24 protein-coding genes are annotated in these 20,973 nt (G+C 63.2%); 16 read left to right on the top strand and 8 right to left on the bottom strand.

Annotated elements, in window-relative coordinates:
* Positions 1-39 precede the first annotated feature (39 nt).
* The gene (locus NKH22_RS15150) at positions 40-639 is read left to right on the top strand and encodes a helix-turn-helix domain-containing protein (protein ID WP_023684396.1); all 600 of its coding nucleotides are present in this window, start codon (positions 40-42) and stop codon (positions 637-639) included.
* Entirely contained in the window at positions 629-1,714 is a 1,086-nt protein-coding gene (locus tag NKH22_RS15145; RefSeq protein WP_023735598.1) for an ABC transporter ATP-binding protein, read from the top strand. The genes NKH22_RS15150 and NKH22_RS15145 overlap by 11 nt, the downstream gene beginning before the upstream one ends.
* Before the next feature lie 440 nt (positions 1,715-2,154).
* On the opposite strand, the gene NKH22_RS15140 is transcribed toward NKH22_RS15145, so the two are convergent.
* On the bottom strand, positions 2,155-2,859 hold the full coding sequence (locus NKH22_RS15140) for an SOS response-associated peptidase (RefSeq protein WP_023701482.1): 705 nt from the start codon (positions 2,857-2,859) through the stop codon (positions 2,155-2,157).
* A 186-nt stretch (positions 2,860-3,045) separates the two neighbouring features.
* Between NKH22_RS15140 and NKH22_RS15135 the strand changes: the two genes are divergently transcribed.
* A complete protein-coding gene (locus tag NKH22_RS15135) occupies positions 3,046-3,399 on the top strand; it encodes a nuclear transport factor 2 family protein (protein ID WP_023668502.1) in 354 nt (117 codons plus the stop codon).
* Positions 3,400-3,488: 89 nt separating this feature from the next.
* Here the strand turns inward: NKH22_RS15135 and NKH22_RS15130 are convergent, their stop codons facing one another.
* Positions 3,489-3,968, bottom strand: a complete 480-nt coding sequence (locus NKH22_RS15130; RefSeq protein ID WP_023668501.1) for an SRPBCC family protein — start codon at positions 3,966-3,968, stop codon at positions 3,489-3,491.
* On the bottom strand, positions 3,965-4,321 hold the full coding sequence (locus NKH22_RS15125) for an ArsR/SmtB family transcription factor (RefSeq protein WP_023687094.1): 357 nt from the start codon (positions 4,319-4,321) through the stop codon (positions 3,965-3,967). Before NKH22_RS15125 ends, NKH22_RS15130 begins: the two co-directional genes overlap by 4 nt.
* A gap of 165 nt (positions 4,322-4,486) precedes the next feature.
* Here NKH22_RS15125 and NKH22_RS15120 point away from each other — a divergent pair, with 165 nt between their 5' ends.
* A complete protein-coding gene (locus tag NKH22_RS15120) occupies positions 4,487-4,834 on the top strand; it encodes an ArsC family reductase (protein WP_023687095.1) in 348 nt (115 codons plus the stop codon).
* Positions 4,835-5,044: 210 nt separating this feature from the next.
* Here NKH22_RS15120 and NKH22_RS15115 read toward each other — a convergent pair whose 3' ends face one another.
* From NKH22_RS15115 to NKH22_RS15105, 3 genes are all read right to left on the bottom strand, one after another.
* Positions 5,045-5,401: a DUF488 domain-containing protein gene (locus tag NKH22_RS15115; protein WP_023701480.1), complete on the bottom strand. Its 357-nt coding sequence runs from the start codon at positions 5,399-5,401 to the stop codon at positions 5,045-5,047.
* A 9-nt stretch (positions 5,402-5,410) separates the two neighbouring features.
* Positions 5,411-6,667, bottom strand: coding sequence for an aminopeptidase (locus NKH22_RS15110; RefSeq protein WP_023738452.1), 1,257 nt, complete (start codon positions 6,665-6,667; stop codon positions 5,411-5,413).
* Between the two features lie 86 nt (positions 6,668-6,753).
* On the bottom strand, positions 6,754-7,668 hold the full coding sequence (locus NKH22_RS15105) for a LysR substrate-binding domain-containing protein (protein WP_023687096.1): 915 nt from the start codon (positions 7,666-7,668) through the stop codon (positions 6,754-6,756).
* 94 nt (positions 7,669-7,762) lie between these two features.
* Here NKH22_RS15105 and NKH22_RS15100 point away from each other — a divergent pair, with 94 nt between their 5' ends.
* From NKH22_RS15100 to sbmA, 3 genes are all read left to right on the top strand, one after another.
* The gene (locus tag NKH22_RS15100) at positions 7,763-7,978 is read left to right on the top strand and encodes a hypothetical protein (RefSeq protein ID WP_023668495.1); all 216 of its coding nucleotides are present in this window, start codon (positions 7,763-7,765) and stop codon (positions 7,976-7,978) included.
* Positions 7,979-8,059: 81 nt separating this feature from the next.
* Entirely contained in the window at positions 8,060-9,217 is a 1,158-nt protein-coding gene (locus NKH22_RS15095) for a YbfB/YjiJ family MFS transporter (RefSeq protein WP_023738455.1), read from the top strand.
* Between the two features lie 115 nt (positions 9,218-9,332).
* On the top strand, positions 9,333-10,589 hold the full coding sequence (gene sbmA, locus NKH22_RS15090; RefSeq protein ID WP_023668493.1) for a peptide antibiotic transporter SbmA: 1,257 nt from the start codon (positions 9,333-9,335) through the stop codon (positions 10,587-10,589).
* 26 nt (positions 10,590-10,615) lie between these two features.
* Here sbmA and NKH22_RS15085 read toward each other — a convergent pair whose 3' ends face one another.
* Positions 10,616-11,620 carry a polysaccharide deacetylase family protein gene (locus tag NKH22_RS15085; protein ID WP_023834492.1) on the bottom strand — a complete coding sequence of 335 codons (1,005 nt, stop codon included), beginning with the start codon at positions 11,618-11,620 and terminating at the stop codon, positions 10,616-10,618.
* A gap of 193 nt (positions 11,621-11,813) precedes the next feature.
* Here NKH22_RS15085 and NKH22_RS15080 point away from each other — a divergent pair, with 193 nt between their 5' ends.
* Positions 11,814-12,476: a tetratricopeptide repeat protein gene (locus NKH22_RS15080; protein ID WP_023729304.1), complete on the top strand. Its 663-nt coding sequence runs from the start codon at positions 11,814-11,816 to the stop codon at positions 12,474-12,476.
* 76 nt (positions 12,477-12,552) lie between these two features.
* Positions 12,553-13,983: a ribosome biogenesis GTPase Der gene (gene der, locus NKH22_RS15075; protein WP_023692116.1), complete on the top strand. Its 1,431-nt coding sequence runs from the start codon at positions 12,553-12,555 to the stop codon at positions 13,981-13,983.
* 233 nt (positions 13,984-14,216) lie between these two features.
* On the opposite strand, the gene NKH22_RS15070 is transcribed toward der, so the two are convergent.
* Positions 14,217-15,125 (bottom strand): LysR substrate-binding domain-containing protein, encoded by a 909-nt coding sequence (locus NKH22_RS15070; protein WP_023821010.1) that lies wholly within the window; start codon positions 15,123-15,125, stop codon positions 14,217-14,219.
* A 117-nt stretch (positions 15,126-15,242) separates the two neighbouring features.
* Between NKH22_RS15070 and NKH22_RS15065 the strand changes: the two genes are divergently transcribed.
* The 7 genes from NKH22_RS15065 (at position 15,243) to NKH22_RS15035 (ending at position 20,826) form a co-directional block, all read left to right on the top strand.
* Positions 15,243-16,538, top strand: coding sequence for an MFS transporter (locus NKH22_RS15065; protein ID WP_023821011.1), 1,296 nt, complete (start codon positions 15,243-15,245; stop codon positions 16,536-16,538).
* A gap of 137 nt (positions 16,539-16,675) precedes the next feature.
* Complete coding sequence (locus NKH22_RS15060) at positions 16,676-17,860, top strand: cell wall hydrolase (protein WP_023821012.1); 1,185 nt, start codon at positions 16,676-16,678, stop codon at positions 17,858-17,860.
* Between the two features lie 266 nt (positions 17,861-18,126).
* Complete coding sequence (locus NKH22_RS15055) at positions 18,127-18,519, top strand: AtpZ/AtpI family protein (protein ID WP_023668486.1); 393 nt, start codon at positions 18,127-18,129, stop codon at positions 18,517-18,519.
* 63 nt (positions 18,520-18,582) lie between these two features.
* On the top strand, positions 18,583-19,341 hold the full coding sequence (locus NKH22_RS15050; RefSeq protein WP_023668485.1) for a F0F1 ATP synthase subunit A: 759 nt from the start codon (positions 18,583-18,585) through the stop codon (positions 19,339-19,341).
* Between the two features lie 66 nt (positions 19,342-19,407).
* Positions 19,408-19,632 (top strand): F0F1 ATP synthase subunit C, encoded by a 225-nt coding sequence (locus tag NKH22_RS15045; protein WP_006206606.1) that lies wholly within the window; start codon positions 19,408-19,410, stop codon positions 19,630-19,632.
* A 92-nt stretch (positions 19,633-19,724) separates the two neighbouring features.
* Positions 19,725-20,324, top strand: coding sequence for a F0F1 ATP synthase subunit B (locus NKH22_RS15040; RefSeq protein ID WP_023738460.1), 600 nt, complete (start codon positions 19,725-19,727; stop codon positions 20,322-20,324).
* 10 nt (positions 20,325-20,334) lie between these two features.
* Positions 20,335-20,826, top strand: coding sequence for a F0F1 ATP synthase subunit B (locus NKH22_RS15035; protein WP_023668483.1), 492 nt, complete (start codon positions 20,335-20,337; stop codon positions 20,824-20,826).
* Positions 20,827-20,973 lie beyond the last annotated feature (147 nt).

Raw genomic sequence — 20,973 nt, 5'->3', positions numbered from 1 at the left:
TCTTGCCGCCGCGCCAAAGACTGCAACAAGGACCAACTGATGGACATGCTTGAAGCGAAACCAAAGGCCGACGCCGACATTCGCGTCGGCCGGCGCGTGCGGGCGCTGCGGCTGGAGCGCAATTTGTCGCTGGCCGAGCTGGCAGCAAAAGCCGGCGTCTCCATCGGTGCGCTGAGCCAGATCGAGCGCGGCCTGTCTTCGCTGCGCGTCAAGGTGATCTGGCCGCTTGCGGCCGCGCTCGACATCGAGCCTTCGGCGCTGATCACCGACGGCAACGAAGCCGCCAACGATCTCTATTGCGTGCGCGCCGACAAAAGGCGGCAGCTCCCGGTCAAGTCGGAAGGCATCGCCAAGGCGCTGCTGTCGCCGCCGGGCGCGGCGCTGACCGGCCTCTTGGTGACCGTGGAAGCCGATGGCGGCACGGCGGAAGCCTATGCGCATATCGGTCACGAGTTCGGCTATGTCCTGTCGGGCGAGGTCGAACTGGTGGTGGACTCGACAAAATACGTGCTGAAGAGCGGCGACTCCTTTGCCTTCAAGAGCACGCTTCTGCACGCCTTCCGCAATCCCGGCACCGAGCCTTGCCAGATCCTCTGGGTCAACACCACCAAGCCGTCCGAGGTTCGCGATGGCGCCTGATGCGCTGGTACGCCTGGACACGGTCTCGAAGGTTTTCCCCGGCGGCATTGTCGGGCTCGACGCCGTCGATCTCGACATTATCAGCGGCGAGTTCATCACCCTGCTCGGGCCCTCGGGCTGCGGCAAGACCACCAGCCTGCGCGTCATTGCCGGTTTCGAGAGCCCGTCGAGCGGCAAGGTGCTGCTCGATGGTCGCGACATCACCGCGCTCAGGCCGTTCGACCGTCCCGTCAACACCGTGTTCCAGGATTATGCGCTGTTCCCGCATATGAACGTCGCCGAGAATGTCGGCTTCGGCCTGTCGCTGCGCAAACTGTCCGGCGCCGAGCAGGCAAAGCGCGTCCGCGAAGCCCTCGACATGGTCGGCCTCGCCGACAAGCTCGGCGCCCGCGTTTCCGAACTGTCGGGTGGCCAGCGCCAGCGCGTCGCGCTCGCCCGAGCCATAGTCTGCGAGCCGCGCGTTCTGTTGCTCGATGAACCGCTGTCGGCGCTCGATGCGCATCTGCGCGAACAGATGCAGGTTGAACTGAAGCGGCTGCAGTCGCGGCTCGGCACCACCTTCGTCATGGTCACCCACGACCAGACCGAAGCGCTGTCGATCTCCGACCGCATCGTCGTCATGAACAAGGGCCGCATCGAGCAGATCGCGCCGCCGGCCACGCTCTACGACCGGCCGGCGACGAAATTCGTCGCGAGCTTCATCGGCACGATGAACCTGCTGCAATCGCGCTTCATCGGCCGCGATGGCGACCGCCTGCGCTTCGCCGCCGGCGGGCTCTCGCTGGAGGCGACATCCGAAACCGGCGACACGCCCGGCGAAGGTGCGACGCACACCATCGGCGTCCGTCCGGAGGATCTGCTGGCCACCACCGACGCCGCCGCCGGCACCACGCCGGCGCGCGTCAACTCCATCGTCTTCCACGGCCGCACGCTGCGCCTGCATGCCGAACTCGGGCAGGGGCTGCCGGTGGTGATCGATGCGCCGCGCCAGGCCGAGGGCTTTCAATTCAGCGTCGGCGACGTGGCGCATATCAGCCTGCGCCGTGGTGCCAACTGCCCTATGCTGCCGAGCTGATCCAACCCAATCCCTTCATCGACGGTTGGATTTAACCTGCTGTGAAGATCGCCAAGGTGGAATTAAGTGTGAATTGACTCGCAAAGGAACATATTCCTACTTTGCGGGATGCCCGAACTAAGCACCCGACCGCGCCGAAATGTGCAAACCCTCTGCTTGGCGCATGAAGTCGGGCAGCTAATTCGTGTTCGATGTCGGAACTGCAACATCACTCGACACTATCTGCCTGGCGATCTCGCAAAGCTGGTTGGTGATATCCCCTTTTGGGATGTGGAGCGGCACATGCGGTGCGAGCGCTGCAAAGGTCGTGAGCTCGATGCAGGCATCATTCTGCCAAGCGCTGCTGAACGCCTTAAAATTCGCGTCAGACGTCTTGTCGAAATCCGCATGGTTCGCCGGGTAATCTGGCGAGACGACGATTGAGGAGAGCCGATTTCGGGCTAAAACAGAGACCCTTGGGCCGGGGCCCGTGGTGGGAACTTGATCTGTGTGGCTGGCTTCTCAACGATCACCAACGCGTCGTTGGGCGCCGTCCGCTGCAAATGCCGTGCTTCCGACCATGGCGCCGTCAGCCAAGCCTCGGTTTCCTCCGGCGTGGTGAGGATCACGGGCATAGCCTTCTCATGGATCGGCGCAATGAGAGCATTAGGCTTGGTGGTCATGAAGGCGTATAGCTCGAAGTCGCCGGGACCGTCCTTGACCTTTCGCACGCCCTGCCAAGACGTCCAGAAACCAGCGAAGAAGAACAACGGCCGGCTCTCGCCACGGGCAAACCAGTAATTTCGCTGGATTCCTGTTTCCGGGTCTTTATCGTTCGCCGCAGGGCTGGGCTCGGCAAAGCTGGTCACCGGCACGACACATCTGTGCTCGACGCCCACATATTGCTGCCAGTGCGAATATTGCGGATTGCGAACGTTGGTGGTGCCGTAGTCGGCCTTACCTTTCATGCGCTCGGGCGGCGTTGGCAAACCCCAAAGCAGTTTCGCCAGTTCACGCTCCCCATCCGCCCTGTTGCGAACGACAAGCCCAGGTTGATTGGGATAGACATCAAGCGAAGGTTCGAGGTTGCCGCTGATATCGCGCAATGTGCGGGTCCATTGGCGGACCGCCTCTTGCGTCGTCGTGATGTTGTAGAGGTTGCACATGCACCCAGCATTGCGGAATTGGCTTTTGTCTGCAACCGAAGTCGCTGTCCGACGCCGCCGCAATCGTCGTCACACAGCCGCGCTGTATCATCGTCCTGACACACCTTGTCAGCTGTCGTGCGGGTAAAGGTGGCGGGCCGGCAAGCGCTTCCCTACTTCAAACCAGTCTGAACAGGAGGAACACACATGACCATCGCGGATGTTGCCAAGGATTTCACCGAAATGCTCCAGCAGGGGGATCACCTGGGTGCTGGTGAAAAGTACAATGCCGATGATATCGTCAGCCTCGAAGCGATGGAGGGCCCGATGGCCATTGCCCGTGGCAAGGAAGCTCTCAGGCAAAAGGGCGAATGGTGGCAAGCGAACCACGAAGTCCATGGCGGCTCTGTCGAAGGCCCCTATGTCAACGGCGACCAGTTCGCGGTGCGCTTCAAGTTCGACATAACGCCCAAGGCCACCGGCGAACGGGTCACCATGGACGAGGTTGGCCTGTACACGGTCAAGAACGGCAAGATCACCGAAGAGCGCTTCTACTACTGAGCCCGGGTGCCGTAGGGTTCCGGCGCACTTCGCTGCACGACCCAAAAACCAGGCGGCCGGGACAAAGTCCTGGCCGCAGTGGGAAAAGCTCAAATGGTCTTCACATACTGCGCCAACTGATCGGCCACCGTGCCCCAGCCGTCGAAGAACCCCATCTCTTCATGATTGTTGCGGGTAGCCTCGTCGCGATGGATGGCCGTTGCCGTGTAGCGCGTGCCCTTGTCATCCGACTGAAGCGAAATGACTGCGGTGATGAAGGGCTCGCCGGAGGGCCGATAGCCCGGCAGCAGCGCATCGGTCCACACCAGCCGCTCGTTCGGCACGATCTCGAGATAGCAGCAATGGCGGTCGTTGACCTCCTTGCCGTCGGGTGATTGCATGCGCGTCCGGAACAGTCCGCCCGGACGAAGGTCGATCTCGCAATCGGTGATCAGCCAGGGCTTGGGCGTGAACCATTGCTTGACATGCTCCGGCACCGTCATCGCGCTCCACAAGAGTTCGCGCGGCGCGTCGAGCTTGCGCTCCAGCACAAGGTCCAGTCTGGGGTCGGGCTTGAAGGGATAGCTCACTTTTCTTGCTCCTTGAGGCTCATCACATAGGCGTCGAATTGATCGAGTCGGCGCTCCCACAGCGTGCGCTGTTCGGCCAGCCAGTTTTCGGCGAGCTGCAGCGGTTCGGGCGCCAGCTGATAGGTCCTGGTGCGGCCGATTTTTTCCGATCGCACCAGACCGCAGCCTTCCAGCACTTTCAGATGCTCGATGAAGGAAGGCAGCGCCATCTCGAAAGGCTGCGCCAACTCGCTGACCGAGGCCGGACTGCGGTTCAACCGCTCGACCACGCGCCGCCGCGTCGGGTCAGCCAGCGCGCGGAAGATGCCGTCGATCGGCGGGAGACTTGTAGTTGGGGCGTGGAGGCTTGGCATGGGCGATCCTGAGGTCCGTCGACGGGTATAGAAAGATACTTAGGAAAATTCCTTAGTATTGGCAAGCCCTAAAAATGGGCTGATGTGACCGGGGTGCTGGCAAAGCGGGAAGGACGGTTTTAGGCTGTCCGGCGGATTCGACCATCAGCCCAAGGGAAGTGCGTTTTGACGATCACCATGTACGGCATCACCACCTGCGACACGATCAGGAAGGCGCGCACCTGGCTGGAGGGCCACGATGTGCCTTACCGTTTTCACGACTACCGGGCCGAGGGGATAGAGGTGGGCAGACTGGATGGATGGATCGGCAAGGTTGGCTGGGAAAAGCTGCTCAACAAGGGCAGCACGACCTTCCGCGAACTGCCCGACAAGCACAAGCAAGGGCTCGACGAGAAGAAGGCCAGGAAGCTGATGCTGGCCAACCCGACGATGATCAAGCGCCCGGTGCTCGAGGTCGGGGATGAGATTTTGGTGGGGTTCAAGCCGGAGGCTTATGAAGGGGTGGTGAAGTAGCGTAGCCTCGCTTCGTCATCCTGTGGCGAAGCTAGGTTCGAAGCGACGCAGCGCAGACCATGGGATCCTGTCGGTCTCCTTCCCACCCCAAACATAGCATGGGAACAACACACAGGATCCTCGGGTCAGCCCGAGGATGACGAACGCGTGGAGGGCGATCGCTAATTGTGAAGGCTTTCGCTTGCGGCGTATGCAGCGGTTCGCTGTCTCTCAACCCGTCCCGCGCAAATACCCCGCCAACGCCACCGCATTGTTATGCGCCTCGTCATGCGCGCCATAAAGCAGCGTCACCTTGGCCTTGCCGAGCAAGCCACGCAGTTGCGCCACCGCTTCGCTATTCCCATCCAGTTCGACCGAATACCGCACCTGAAACTCCGCCCACCGCGCCGGCTCATGTCCGAACCACCTCCGCAATTCATCGCTCGGCGCGATGTCCTTCAGCCACAGCGTCAGCGCGGCATCCTCCTTGCTGACGCCGCGCGGCCAGATGCGATCGACCAGCACCCGCTGCCCGTCATCGGGCGCGGGTGCTTCGTAAATTCGCTTGACCGTCAGGTCGAAGGCCATCCGCCCCCTTTACGCCCACTCGCCCTTGCGCATCACCGGCACGCGGCGGCCATCCTTGTGCACGCCGTCTATGTCGATCTTGTCCGAGCCGATCATCCAGTCGATGTGGATAAAACTCTTGTTGCCGCCGCGCTGGGCGATTTCGTCCTGGCTGAGCGAGGCGCCGTCGACGAAGCATTTTGAATAGCACTGCCCGAGCGCGATGTGGCAGGCGGCGTTCTCGTCGAACAGCGTGTTGAAGAACAGCAGGCCGCTGGCCGAGATCGGCGAGGAATGCGGCACCAGCGCCACCTCGCCGAGCCGGCGCGAACCCTCGTCGGTGTCGAGCACTTTCTTCAGCACGTCCTCGCCCTTCGAAGCCTTGGCCTCGACGATCCTGCCCTCTTCGAAACGCACCGAGATATCGTCGATCAGCGTGCCCTGGTAGGACAGCGGCTTGGTCGAGGAGACATGGCCGGAGACGCGCCGTGCATGCGGCGTGGTGAAGACCTCCTCGGTCGGGATGTTCGGATTGCAGGTGACGCCGTTCTTGGCGGTCGAGGCGCCGCCCATCCATTCATGGCCATCGGCCAGCCCGACGGTGAGGTCGGTGCCCGGGCCGCTGAAATGCAGATCATGGAAATTGTGCTCGTTCAGCCACTTTGTGCGGCCGCGCAGCGCTGCATTGTGCGCCGTCCAGTTTGCGATCGGGTCTTCCACATCGACCCGTGATGCCGAAAAGATCGCATCGGCAAGCTTGACCACGGCGACATCGTCGGCATCGCCGGGGAAGACCTGCTTGGCCCAGGCGAGATCCGGGTAGGCGACGATGTTCCAGTTGATGTCGAAGCCGGTGATCTTTTCCAGCGCCGGCTGGTAGGCCATCGAGTTCGCCTTGTTGGCGCGCGCCACTTTCGCCGGGTCCTGCGCCGACAACAGCGACGGGTCCTCGCCGCGCACGGCAAGCCGCGCCGCATTGTTGGAAAAGGCCTTCGCCATGCCTTCATATATCCAGCCGGCGGCGCGGTCGAAGCCGGCATCCGCGCCGTAGCGGAAGCGCGCCAGCGTGATCTCGTCATCATTGAAGATCGGCGTTACCAGCCCGGCGCCCGCCTTGTAAGCGTGCTCGACGATGCGCCTGGTCAGCGGCAGGGCTGCGATCGACGAGGTCAGCACCAAATCCTGCCCCGGTTGCAATTGCAGCCCCACCTTGATGGCGACTTCCGCCAGCCTGTCGAGCTTCACCGGGTCGATGGTTGCGGAAACGCCGCGCGAATGTGTGGTCATGATCCTGCCTGCCTTGGTCTTGGAGGTGAAGCTTCCAACATAGATCGGCGCGGCTGTGCTTTCCAGCACCGTCGCGACGGACAGCCCTAGGCAGCGCTTTCCAGCGCGCTGAACTGCGCCACGGTCGCCGCGATTTCCTCGCGGATCCAGATCTTGAAATCGCGCACCTTGCGGCTTTCGGTCTTGGTCGCCGAGGTCACCAGCCAGTAGCCGAGGCCGCTCTGCGCCCGCACGCCGAAAGGCGCGACGAGGCGGCCGTCGGCCAGCGCATCGGCGGCCAGCAATTGCCAGCCGAGCATGACGCCATGGCCGGCGATCGCCGATTCCAGGCACAGCATCGGGTCGGTGAAGCGCGCGCCCTTGCGGAAGCTGACCGGCTCGGCCCCGGCAGCCTTGAACCAGCTCTCCCAGTTGATCATCGCCCGCTCGTCGGTGATGGCGCAGGTCTGCGCCAGGTCTTCGATCGACTTCAGTTTCTTGGCGATCACCGGCGCGCAGACCGGAAAGACTTCCTGCGCCAACAAAAGTTCCGCCCGGCCGCCCGGCCATTTGCCGTCGCCAAGCCGGATGGCGATGTCGATGTCGGAACGTTCGAGATCGGCGAGGCGCACCGAGGCGTCGATGCGCAGCAGCACGTTGGGATGGCGGTCGAAATGCCGCGACAATCGCGGCAGCAGCCATTTCGAGGCGAAGGCCGGCGCCACCGAAACCACCAGCGTGCATTGGCTTGCCTCATCGGCCAGCGCCACCGCCTGCGCCAGCTCGCGAAAACCGGCGCCCAGCCGGGCGGAAAAAACCGTTCCGAATTCGGTCAGCACCAGCCCGCTTGCGGTGCGTTCGAACAGCGCCTGTCCGAGCTGCTTTTCAGTGCGGTTGATCTGCTGGCTGACGGCGCTGACCGAGACGTTGAGTTCGCCGGCCGCCGCCGCGAGCGAGCCGAGGCGGGCGACGGTTTCGACGGCGCGCAGGCCGTTGAGATGGACGCGGTTCAGCATAGCCATTTCAGTTTTTCTAAACCGGCGCGGCTGAAATCTCAATTGAAAGACAGCCCGACAAGGCAGATTTTAGTGGGACAGTCAGACCGAGGAGGCGAGGATGACGATCGTATCATTGTTCAAGATCTTAGCCGCTGCCGGCCTCCGGCCGGACCGCTATGATGGGATGCACGGCGGCGATGTCATCGACTGGGTTACCGACCCATTGTCGCATCCGGTGCTGGACACCATGTCGGAACGCGAACTCGGAGATATCCCGTTCCGGCTGACGGCGCGCCGCACCGCCTACGAGACCGGGGCGGTCGGCTGCGGCTGAGATGCGGGGGCGTTAGTCGCGCCCGCTGGCCCAACACAAAGCGGATTGTTTCATCGGTCGCCAATTCTATGGTGCGCTGCAATGAACGCCGCTCCATCACCCTTGCGCCAAGCTCTCGCTGGCATGATCGCCATGGCCGTTGCCATGGGCATTGGCCGTTTCGTCTACACGCCGATCCTGCCCGGAATGATGGAAGAACTGCATCTGTCGCCGGCCGATGCCGGCTGGATCGCGTCGGCCAATTATCTCGGCTACCTCGTCGGCGCGCTTGCGGCGGCAGGCGGCTGGGCGCATGGGCGCGAGCGCCTGCTGATGTTTGGCGGCCTTGCCGCCAGTGCTGCGCTCGCCGCCCTGATGGGGCTGAGCGAGACGATGACCGCCTTTGTCGTCCTCCGCTTCCTTGCCGGTCTCGCCAGCGCCTTCGTCATGGTGTTCATGGCCTCGATCGTCTTCGGTCACCTGGCAGCCGCCAACAGAAGCGACCTGCAGGCGCTGCATTTTGGCGGCGTCGGCCTCGGCATCGCGGCATCCTCAGCGCTGATGGCGGTTCTGGTCACCGAACATGCCGGCTGGGCTTCGGGCTGGCTGTGGTCGGCAGCGATTTCCGCCGGCGGCCTTGCGATGGTCGCCTTGCTCGCCGGCAGCACCGCACCTGGCCGCGGCGTGGCCGACCGCGAACCGGCACTGCCGAGGGACCGGTCGTTGGCAAAAGTCATCGTTGCCTACGGCCTGTTCGGCTTCGGCTATGTGGTGACGGCGACCTTCCTGGTCGCCATCGTGCGCCAGGGCGGCGGCGGCCGCGTCTTCGAGGCAAGCGTCTGGATGGTCACCGGCCTTGCCGGCTTTCCCTCGGTCTGGCTGTGGCAGAAGGTAGCGGCACGGATCGGGCTTTATACCGCCTATGCCGTGGGCTGCCTGGTCGAGGTGGTCGGCGTCACCGCCAGCGTCGCCATCGGCGGCACCGCCGGGCCGCTGCTGGCGGGCGTCCTGCTCGGCGGCACCTTCATCGCCATCACCGCGCTCGGCCTGCAGACGGCAAGGCAGCTCGTGCCGGAGGCGCCGCGCCGGATTTTTGCGCTGATGACCGCTTCCTTCGGCATCGGCCAGATCGTCGGCCCGATCGTCGCCGGACTGCTGGCGCAAGCCTCGGGCAACTTCTTCCTGGCCTCGATCGTCGCTGCTGGCGTATTGCTGGTATCTGCTGGGATCACCTGGTCGGCCGCGCCAAAATCGCCATGATTGTGGTCTTGCTCGATGCCGGGCATCGGGTACGGGCATTTGCTTTCCACCTAATGTGTGACTTTATGCCCGCTGAACCCCGCTGATTTGCGCACCGACCGAGGATTTCACCACAGTGTTCGTATCCTTCTTCCCGCAGCCGAAGCTGTTTTTCACCTCGGCCGCCGTCTGGAGCCTTTTGCTCATCATAATTTGGTTTTTCGGCGGCCAAGAGCTGGGTACCCTGATTGGGCTTGCTCCGGTGGCAGCCGACACGCCCGTTGGCGTTGAAGTCTTTTGGTCTGACCCGTTCGTCTGGTTCTACCTATACTACGGCACGGGCGTAGCGCTTTTCGCTGGCTTTTGGAGGTGGTATTCACCCCATCCTTGGCAGAACTGGTCGATCCTTGGGTCCGCGCTCATTCTCTTCGTGATCTATTTCCAGGTTCAAGTGGATGTAGCCTTTAACGCTTGGTACGGACCGTTCTACGATCTCATACAGCGGGCGCTCGGCAAGGCGTATTCGACAACGCCGTGGGATTTCTACAGCCAACTGCTGACCATCTCCTGGGTCGCTGGATTGGCCGTTGCCGTGGGTGTCCTTAACCTATTTTTTGTGAGCCATTGGATCTTCCGCTGGCGCACGGCGATGAATGAATACTACATGTTCTATTGGGACAGGCTTCGCACTATCGAAGGAGCGTCGCAGCGTGTCCAGGACGACACCATGCGCTTTTCCACGACGATGGAAGCACTCGGTGTGAATTTGGTCCGCTCGGTAATGACGCTGATCGCATTCTTGCCCGTTCTCCTCGTTCTGTCGAAAAATGTAACTGAATTGCCAATCGTCGGAGAGGTCCCTTACTCCCTAGTGGTGGTAGCGATTGTTTGGTCGATTTTTGGGACTACTTTCTTGGCGCTCGTCGGCATCAAGTTGCCAGGCCTCGAATTCCGTAACCAGCGCGTCGAGGCTGCCTATCGAAAAGAACTTGTTTATGGTGAAGATGATCCGAATCGTGCTCGGCCGCCCACTGTCGCCGAACTATTTAACAACGTGCGGCGAAATTACTTTAGGCTTTACTTCCACTACATGTATTTCAATGTGGCTCGCATATTCTATCTTCAGATAGATAATATATTCCCTTATATAGTATTGGTCCCAACGATGGTGGCCGCCAAAATCAGTTTGGGTCTATTGAACCGAATTCTCGATGCCTTCGGGCAAGTGCGCTCCTCGTTCCAATATCTCGTCAATGCGTGGACAACGATTGTCGAGCTTCTGTCCATTTACAAGCGCCTGCGTGCCTTCGAGGCAATTATCCACGGCGAGCCGCTTCCCGATATCGATCGTCGTTTCCTCGCGCGCCAGGCAAAGGAACCCGACCCGGCTTGATCCTATCTGCATAGACGGTTGGCGGCTCAGCCGCCCACCGCCGCCTGCCTCTCGCTACCACGTTGCCGCTGCACATAATCGCGAAAACTGATGCACTCGACATCTGATTTGACGCAGTTTTCGCCGGCAAAGCGCTCCAGCGCGTCCCAGTAGGCGCCGTTGTTCATCGGCGTGAAGTGGAAGCTGAGCACCAGCGGGATGCGCTTGCCCTGATATTGCCTGTCGAAGGCGGCGCGGAACGCCTGGTACGTCCGCTCGGTGAAGTCTGCCGCCTGGCTTGGCCGCTCGAAGCCGCCGGAATGCCTGACATAGAGATTGTAGTCCATGGCGATCACCAGCCTACCATCAGGGCCTTCCGGGATCTGCGGCAGCGAAAAGCGGGTCAAGCCGCCGCCGGTCGGCGGCTCGACCGGGCCTTTCGAAACGCCGCTGGCATCATAGTGGTAGCCGGCTTCAGGCAGGGCCTCATAGAGCCCTTTGCTGGTCGAGAGGTACGGCGCGCGAAAGCCGACAACGGCATGGGCAATATCGCGCCATCCCTTGGGCTCGGGTTCAATACCGTTGATCGCATAGGCGTTTTCCAGAATGCGCTCGAACGAGGCGAATTCCTTCAGCCAGTCGGCCTTGCTCCAGTCCTTGCCGTCGAAATGGCCGCAGCCATGGCTGGCGATGTCGTGGCCTTCCGAAGCGGCGAGCCCGATCTGATCGAGCCGATCGGCGACGTCCTGCTTCGAAGCGGCAAAGCCGATGTTGGATTTGCCCGCGGACTTGGCCGGAGCTGTGTAGTCGGCCCGCGTCTGCGGCGACAGCAGGAAGACGCAGGACAAAAAGTAGGTGAAATGCGCGCCGGTGCGCTTGGCCAGCGCCCGGCTGCGCTGCCATTGCGAGATCTCCCGGGCGCTATCGAACGAGATGATGACGATTTGCTTCGGCTTTGCCGGGGCAGGCGGCGCCGGCGGGTCGGCGAAAGCCGCACCAGCCATGGCAAGCACGGCTGAGGAAAACGCAACAACGCGGGACAAACGTGGCATCGGCAATCTGGGCTTGATCTGGAGGCAGTCCAAGCCGGCTATCGGCAAAATGTGGCGTGGGTGCGATCAACGTCGGCAGCTATGCGCCCGGCGATTAGCCGATTTTCCTGCCGAGCCCCTTCCATGCCCGCGAAATTTCGCTAAAACGCGGGCTCAAGAAGCGCCCCTGTTAGGGCAGCAATGGTTTTGATTGATGTCCGACGACAGTTTTATCCGCGAAGTCAACGACGAGATCCGTCGCGAGCAGGCGCAGGCGCTATGGGACCGCTTTGGTCCGGCGATCCTTGGCCTCGCCATCCTGGTGGTGCTTGGCACCGCCGCCTTCGTCGGCTACCGCTATTGGGACGAGACGCGCGCCAACCGCTCCGGCGATGCCTTCTCGCAGGCGCTGAAGCTTGCCAATGACGGCAAGAGCGACGAGGCGCTGACCGCCCTCGAACAGCTGGAAAAGGACGGCTACGGCGCCTATCCGCTGCTCGCCCGCATGCGCGCGGCGACCGTCAAGGCCGACAAGGGCGACTTTGCCGCCGCCGTCGCCGATTTCGATGGCGTCGCCGCCGACAACGCCATTCCCCAGGGCATTCGCGACATGGCGCGCCTGCGGGCCGCCCTGCTGCTCGTCGATCACGGCTCCTTCGCCGACGTCTCCAGCCGCGTCGAGGCGCTGACCGCCGACAACAACACGCTGCGCCACACAGCGCGCGAAGCGCTCGGCCTTGCCGCCTGGAAGGAAGGCAAGACCCAGGATGCGCTGAAACTGTTCGACCAGATCGCCGCCGATGACGGCGCCCCGCGCAACGCGCGCCAGCGGGCGACGCTGATGTCGGAATTGATCCGCGGCTCGGGCGCGTCATGATACGCATCGCCCAAAGCCTGCCCTCGGGCCTGACCCAAGGGCGCGCTGCGGTTTGGGCGATGATATGGATAGCCGGATGAGCTTCAAAGTCGCCATTATCGGCCGGCCCAATGTCGGCAAATCGACGCTTTTCAACCGATTGGTGGGACGGAAGCTGGCGCTTGTCGACGACACGCCGGGCGTCACCCGCGACCGTCGCGTCCACGCGGCCAAACTCTACGATCTGCATTTCGATGTCATCGACACCGCCGGTTTCGAAGACGCCGCCGCCTCGACGTTGCCCGGCCGCATGCGCGCGCAGACCGAGATCGCGATCCGCGAAGCCGACCTGATCTTCTTCACCATCGACGCCAAATCAGGCCTTTTGCCCGACGACCGCACCTTTGCCGAGATCGTGCGCAAATCCGGCAAGCCGGTCGTGCTGGTCGCCAACAAGGCCGAGGCCAAGGGCGCCCAGGGCGGCATGCTGGAGGCCTGGGAACTCGGCCTCGGCGAGCCGATCCCGGTCTCGGCCGAGCACGGCCAGGGCATGCCCGATCTGCGCGACGCGGTGATCGAGGCGCTGGGCAAAGACCGCGCCTTCGGCGAGGAAGAAGACGAGGCCGAGGACGTCGCCGCCAGCGAGGTGCTGATCGGCGAGGACATCACCGATCCCGACGCCGAACCTGCCTATGACGACACCAAGCCGATGCGCATCGCCGTCGTCGGCCGTCCCAATGCCGGCAAGTCGACGCTGATCAACGCGCTGATCGGCGAGGAGCGGCTTTTGACCGGCCCGGAAGCCGGCATCACCCGCGATTCCATCTCGGTCGACTGGGACTGGCATGGCCGTCGCCTAAAACTGTTCGACACTGCCGGCATGCGCCGCAAGGCCAGGATCCACGAAAAGCTGGAAGTGATGTCGGTGCAGGACGGTCTGCGCGCCATCCGCTTTGCCGAGATCGTCATCATCGTGCTCGACGCCACCATCCCATTCGAGAAGCAGGACCTCCAGATCGCCGACCTGATCATCCGCGAGGGCAGGGCGCCGGTCATCGCCTTCAACAAATGGGACCTGATCGACAATCCGCAGGAACTGCTGGCCGAATTGCGCGAAAAGACCACACGGCTTTTGCCGCAAGTGCGCGGCATCCAGGCGGTGACGGTTTCGGCCGAGACCGGGCGCAGCCTCGACAAGCTGATGGATGCCGTCATCAAGACGCACAAGGTGTGGAACAGCCGCGTTTCCACCGGCAAGCTCAACCGCTGGCTGGAAAGCATTCTTGCGCATCATCCGCCGCCCGCCGTCGCCGGACGCCGGCTCAAGGTCAAATACGTCACCCAGGCCAAGACCCGGCCGCCGGGTTTCGTCGTCCAGTGCTCGCGGCCCGACGCGATGCCGCAATCCTATGTCCGCTACCTCTCCAACAGCCTGCGCGAAGCCTTCGACATGCCCGGCGTGCCGATCAGGATAGCGCTGCGGACTTCGGACAACCCGTTCGCGGGGAGAGCGAACAAGCGCAAGTGAGCGGTGACGGTTGCGAAATTCTCCGCAAGATTGGCGGGGCAGCACCCCCCTCTGCCCTGCCGGGCATCTCCCCCGCAAGGGGGGAGATCAGTCGTTTCGTCTTTGGAGCCTCTCTTGCAACGTTGAAAATTGGCGAAAGCATTCGCGAGATCCAATCTCCCCCCTTGCGGGGGAGATGTCCGGCAGGACAGAGGGGGGTGTGACGGAACGCTACGCTGGACAGCCGCTTCCGTCTAAGCGACCTCTCTCAACCGCTCGTCCTGCGGCAGCGCCGCCACCGCCGCGTGCCACAATATATCCGCCAGCCGCGCCGCCACCGGGTCCAGTTCGGCGTCTTTCTGGTGCAGCACCAGCGCCATGGTCGGCAGCGCGGGTAAGCCCAGCGTTTGCGGCGCCATCGCCCTGACATTGGCCGGCAGGCCGATATCGGTGCGGATCGTCAGGCCGAGGCCGGCGGCGACCGCCGCCCAGATGCCGCCAAGGCTGGGGCTGGAGAAGGCCATCCGCCATGGCAGGCCGGCGCGGTCGAGCGTTTCCGTCGTCACTCTGCGCAGCAGGCATGGCGCTTCCAGCGCCACCAGCGGCAGTGCCTCGCCCTCGCGCAGCCTGGTCTCGATCAGCTTTGCCGGCCCGATCCAGCGCAATTGCGCGTCGCCGACATGCCGGCTGTAAGGCAGCGCCTGGCCGCTGTCCCAGGCCAGCGCAATGTCGAGATTGCCTGATGTGATCCGCTCGGCGAGTTCATAGCTGCGCCCGATCCGCGCCTCGATCTTGACCTTGGGGTGCGCGCGGGCGAAGCGTCCGAGCACCTCCGGCAGCACCGCCTCGCCGAAATCCTCCTGCAGGCCGAGCCTGACCCAGCCTTCCAGTTCCACGTCGTGGATGGCCGAGGCCGCCTCGTCGTTCAACTCGAGCAGCCGCCTGGCATAGCCGAGCATGGTTTCGCCGGCTTCGGTCAACGCCAGTCCGCGGCCCGACTTGCGGAAGATCGGCGTCGCCGCCTGGTCCTCCAGCTTCTTCAGTTGCGCGCTCACCGCCGAGGTCGAGCGTCCAAGCCGGTCGGCGGCCTTGGCGAAGCTGCCGAGTTCCATGCCGGTGACGAAGCTTCGGAGGACATCGAGGTCGAAGGTTACGCGGCGCATCTCAACGATCCTGTTTTTCGGGAACGATTGTCAAAAAATTCCCGATATTCGGGATGAAGTTATGGCGGTAAAGACGAGGCGTCAAGGTCCCGAGAGGGCATCAACAGGAGTCCCGCCATGTCGATTGCCGACGCAAATTGTGAGCCAGGCCGGGTTGGCCGAGCCGCCGCCGTCACGTCGAAGGCTGAACGATTTCGCGCCAATCATCGCTGGAAGGTGCTTGGCATCGGCGTTGCCGCCAATGCCAGTTTCTCCGCCACCTTCGCCGGCATACCGGCGGCGGCGGTGTTTCTGCGGTCGGGCTATCACTTGAGCAATGGCAATCTCGGTCTGGTCCTCGGCCTTCTCGGACTGGGCGTCGCCTTGAGCGAACTGCCCTGGGGTCTGCTCACCGACCGCTGGGGAGATCGCGGCGTGCTGTTGACCGGCCTTGGTGCGACCGCGGCGTGGCTCGCCCTGATGGCGTTGTTCATCGTGCCCTCAGTGACCTATGTGCCTGGCGTCGCAATGCTGGCCGCATGCCTTCTGGTCGCCGGCCTGCTCGGCGGCAGCGTCAACGGTTCCAGCGGCCGCGCCATCATGGCCTGGTTCCACGAAGGCGAACGTGGCTTTGCCATGAGCATCAGGCAGACCGCGGTGCCGCTCGGCGGCGGGCTCGGCGCGCTGGTCCTGCCGTCGCTGGCATCGGTGCACGGTTTCGCGGCGGTCTTCGGGCTGCTGGCCGCCATGAACGCCGTCTCTGCGCTGTTTGCCTGGCGATGGCTGCACCAGCCGCCGGAACTGGACAATGCCGGCAGCATGGCCATGGCAAAGTCGGGCGGTCCGGCGCCGCTGCGCAATGTCGAGGTCTGGCGCATCGCCACCGCCATCGGCCTGCTCTGCTTTCCGCAAGTGGCGGTGCTCACCTTCGCCTCCGTCTTCCTGCACGATTTCGCCGGCATGGCCACGCTCACGATCAGCGCCAGCCTTGCCGCGGTGCAGACCGGTGCGATGGTGATGCGCGTCTGGAGCGGCCGCTTCACCGACCGCCATGGCAACCGCCGCTGGTTCCTGCGCCTCTGCAGCATGACGAGCGCGCTTGGCTTCGCGGCCGTCGGCCTGCTGGTCCTGGCGGCAGGAGCCACGCCAGACGCCCATGCCGCGTTGATCCCGGCGATCGACGTGCTGCTGGTCGTTGCCGGCATTTCGGTCTCCGCCTGGCATGGCGTCGCCTACACCGAACTCGCCACGCTTGCCGGCGCCAGCCGCGCCGGAACCGCGCTCGGTCTTGCCAACAGCTTCGTCTTCATCGCCTTCTTCGTGGTGCCGACCGCCATTCCGGCTTTGCTGCTCATCTGGTCGTGGCCTGGCGTCTGGCTGGTGGGCGCGCTCTGCGCCATGATTGCATGGCCAATTTTCCTGCGGCCGAACTGACGGGTTGGCCGGCCTGCAAGCGGCGTCCCATTTCGGGCCGCTTCGGAAAAGCACGATCGACCACGTTAACCCCGCATCAAGGTTAATGCTTCACTTTGGCTCTCCAGTGGCTCAGTGGCGTTTCTGGAGAGTTCCCCGTGCATCGACGTGTCCTGAAGCGGCTGGCCGCCGCCGCCGGTGAGAAAAAACGTTCCTTCGTATCGCCATTGGTCGTCGGGCTCGGCATCTGGATCGGCTTTCCAACTGTCGTCGCTTACCAGGACATGGGCAGCTTGATTTCCGGCCTCGAAGCATCGGGCTCCCGCTGGAACTCTTATGTCGAGCGCTCCGTCGCCGGCTCGGTTCATGCCGCCGAAATGCCTTTCATCGATTCCGTCACCACCGGTTCGCTCTCGGGCTCGGGCGTACGCCTGCCCGGCGTCGGCAAGGTCTCGTTTCGCGGCAAGGGCAATGTCGCCGGCGTCACGCCCGACGAAGACCGCGTGATGCGCGCCGACAAGAAGGGCCGCATCATCCAGGTCTCGCCGGTGGCGCCGCCGAAGAACTTCAATGCCGGCTCGATCTTTCAGCGCACGTCCTCGCTGCTGCGGCCGAGCATGGACAGCGGCCTGAAGCTCGCCTTCGCCAAGCCCGGCATCAAGGGCAAGGAAATCCAGATCGCCCAGGCCTTCCATACCAACTTGGACAAGAAGCCCGATCCCGGCGTGCCGGCCATGCTTGCCGCGTTGGTCAACAATGACAGACCGGACGTGCTGGCCACCGCCTATGCCCAGGCCGAACCCGATTACGCCAAGGCCTCACCCTTCGAGGCGCTGCTGCAGGACGAGGAGCCGAGCAGCGGGCGCTTCATTCCGCCGATGGCCAAGGGTGACCACTCGTGGATCCAGAACCCGCTGCCGGCCAGCGTCTTCTCCACGAAGGAGCAGGCCTGCCTTGCCAACGGCATCTATTTCGAGGCGCGCGGCGAATCCGTGCGCGGCCAGGCCGCCGTCGCCCAGGTCATTCTGAACCGCGTCCGCAATCCGGCCTATCCAAACTCGATTTGCGGCGTCGTCTACCAGAACGACAACTGGCGGAACCGCTGCCAGTTCTCCTTCGCCTGCGACGGCCGCAAGAAGCGCATCGAGAGCCCCGCCCACTACAAGACCGCGCAGGACGTCGCGATGGCGGTCACCGCCGGCAAGATCTTCATTCCCGAAGTCGGCTCATCGACCCACTACTACGCCAACTACGTCCATCCGGGCTGGGCGCGCACGATGCAGAAGATGACCAAGATCGGCCTGCATATCTTCTACCGCACCTATGGCGGCGGCTGGAGCTGAGTCCTTCGGCTTGCCTGTCCCAAACGGACCGCAAAAGGTCCCGGAACCCGAAATCGGACAGCGGTCGCCGGACGGATTCGGGGCATGTGCCGACCCGATAGTGCCGGGCACGATGTCGCACCTCGCCAAGTGATTGATTTCAATAGAAAAAATACATGGCTTTGAAGTCCCGCCCGTGGCTTGACGGGCGCAAACCCTCTAACTATGTTGCCGGCGACTTTAGAAGCGGACGGACGGCGACGGTCTGACCGGGCAGGGGGGTTACGATGGCCGACAAGAACGGGCCAGACGGAACCGGAGAAACCGGCCGCGGCAGCAAGCACGAGGCCGACATCCGCGACGAAGATCTCGAACGCCGCCGGCGTGAGCTTGGAGCATCGCTTGCGACAAGACGGCCGGATCAGCTCGAGGGGAATGACGGCGCGAAAGCGACGGCCGGATATGGCCAGGCGCTCAAGCTGTCCAGCGAGTTCATCGCCGGGATAGTGGTGGGTGTGGGCCTTGGCTGGTTTCTGGATCGTGTGGCGGGAACCTCGCCATGGGGTCTGGTCGTCGGCTTGTTGCTGGGCTTTGGCGCCGGCGTGCTCAATGTCCTGCGTTCGTCAGGTGTTGTGGCGGAATTCGGAAAAAGCGAGAAGTCGCACGATCCGAAAGAATGAAATGGCGCCGCCAACGGCGCACAAGGACACTTAAGGCCGTTCGCGGCTTTGACGGGGATGTAAATGGCTGCTGACAAGGTCGATCCGATCCACCAGTTCCATATCGTCAAGCTGATTCCGATCAACATCGGAGGCTATGACCTGTCCTTCACCAATTCGTCCCTGTTCATGGTCGCGACCGTGCTCGTCGCATCGGCGTTTCTGTACCTCTCGACCTCGAGCCGCAGCCTTGTTCCCGGGCGCCTGCAGTCGGTTTCGGAAATGGGCTACGAGTTCGTCTCCAACATGCTGCGCGACGCCGCCGGAACGCAGGGCATGAAGTTCTTCCCCTTCGTGTTCTCGTTGTTCATGTTCGTACTGGTCGCCAACCTGCTTGGCCTTTTCCCGTACTTCTTCACCGTCACCAGCCACATCATCGTCACCTTCGGCCTCGCAGCCCTGGTGATCGGAACCGTCGTTGTCTACGGCTTCACGAAGCACGGTCTGGGTTTCCTCAAGCTCTTCGTGCCGCATGGCGTTCCGGTGTTCCTGCTGCCACTGGTGGTGCTGATCGAAGTGATCTCCTTCGTGTCGCGCCCGGTCAGCCTCTCGGTTCGTCTGTTCGCCAACATGCTGGCCGGCCACATCACACTGAAGGTGTTTTCGGGCTTCGTCGTCAGCCTGAGCGCGCTCGGCGCCGTCGGCGTTGCCGGTTCGGTGTTGCCGCTGGCCATGGCAGTCGCGCTGACCGCGCTGGAATTGCTGGTCGCTTTCCTGCAGGCCTACGTCTTTGCGGTACTGACCTGCATGTATCTGAACGACGCCCTGCATCCCGGGCACTGACCTAGAATTTCCGGCATCTTTCGCCGGATGGAATTGCAACGAATTACAGATCCAAAGGAGTTTAAAATGGACGCAGAAGCAGCAAAGTACATCGGCGCCGGTATCGCTTGCCTGGGCATGGGCGGCGCGGGCATTGGCCTCGGCAACATCTTCGGCAGCTACCTGGCGGGCGCCCTGCGCAATCCGTCGGCCGCCGATGGCCAGTTCGGCCGCCTGATTTTCGGCTTCGCCGTGACCGAAGCTCTGGGCATTTTCTCGCTTCTCATCGCGCTTCTCGCCCTGTTCGGCTGAGCCCCTGTTCGGCCAATTATTGGTCGGACGAGCATTGGGAAGAATTGGCTGGCCGCATTCCTGCGGCCATGCCTGATATCAGGGGATAGTCCATGTTCGTGACATCTGCGTTTGCGCAAGAGTCCGCACCCGCCGCTGAAGGCGCCCATACCGGTACGGAAGGCGACACGCATTCCGGCACCGGCGTGCCTGCCGAGGCGCACGGCACGTTCCCGCCATTCGATCCGGCGACGTTTCCGTCCCAGCTTCTGTGGCTGGCGATCACGTTCGGGCTGTTCTATTTGTTCCTGAAGAAGGTGGTGATGCCGCGCCTTGGCGGCATCATCGACGTCCGCAGCGATCGCATCACGCAGGACCTCGACCAGGCCGCCAGGCTGAAGGGCGAGGCCGACGCCGCCGTTGCCGCTTACGAGCAGGAACTGGCGGAAGCCAAGGCCAAGGCCAACGCGATCGGGCAGCAGGCCAACGACGCTGCCAAGGCTGAAGCCGAGGCTGCCCGCAAGAAGGTCGAGGCCGCCCTCGACAAGAAGCTCGGCGAGGCCGAGGCCAGCATTGCTTCCATCAAGGCCAACGCCATGAAGGAAGTCGGCACGATTGCCGAGGACACCGCTTCAGCCATCGTCGATGCGCTTGTCGGCGGCAAGACCAGCAAGGCCGAGATCTTGGCTGCGGTCAAATCCGTGGCCCGGTGAGGAGCACATCATGGACGCCACATCTCTCGCAACGCTCTGGGCAACGGTTGCCCTCGTCATTTTCCTCGGCGTTGCCGTTTACATCAAGGTGCCGGGCCTGATCGCCAAGTCGCTCGACGCCCGCGCGACCAAGATCAGCGACGAGCTTGCGGAAGCCCGCCGGTTGCGCGAAGAGGCCCAGCAACTGCTCGGACAGTACCAGAAGAAGCGCAAGGAAGCCGAGCAGGAGGCCGCAGCCATCGTCGCTGCCGCCAAGCGCGAGGCCGACATGCTTGCCGCCGAGGCGCACAAGAAGACCGAAGACTATGTCACCCGTCGCACTGCGCTTGCCGAGCAGAAGATCGGCCAGGCAGAGCGCGAAGCCGTGGCCGAAGTGCGCGCCAGCGCCGTCGACATCGCCGTCGAGGCGGCCCGCACGCTGCTCGCCGGCAAGATCGACGCCAAGGCCGGCGCGGATCTTTTCAAGTCCGCGCTGCAGGACGTGAAGGCCAGGCTGAACTGAGCGGGGTTAACTCGCTGACATCAAGCCGCCCGGGCAACCTGCCGGCTTTTTTGTTGAGCGGCGACGGAGATTGGCGAAGGCGGTGTGCGCCTGATCTCCCCCCTCGAGGGGGAGATGTCGCCAAAGGCGACAGAGGGGGTCCGTTCG

It is taken from the genome of Mesorhizobium sp. M1252 (assembly GCF_040318265.1).
GTDB lineage: Bacteria > Pseudomonadota > Alphaproteobacteria > Rhizobiales > Rhizobiaceae > Mesorhizobium.
This window is presented reverse-complemented; position numbering and strand designations above follow the sequence as displayed.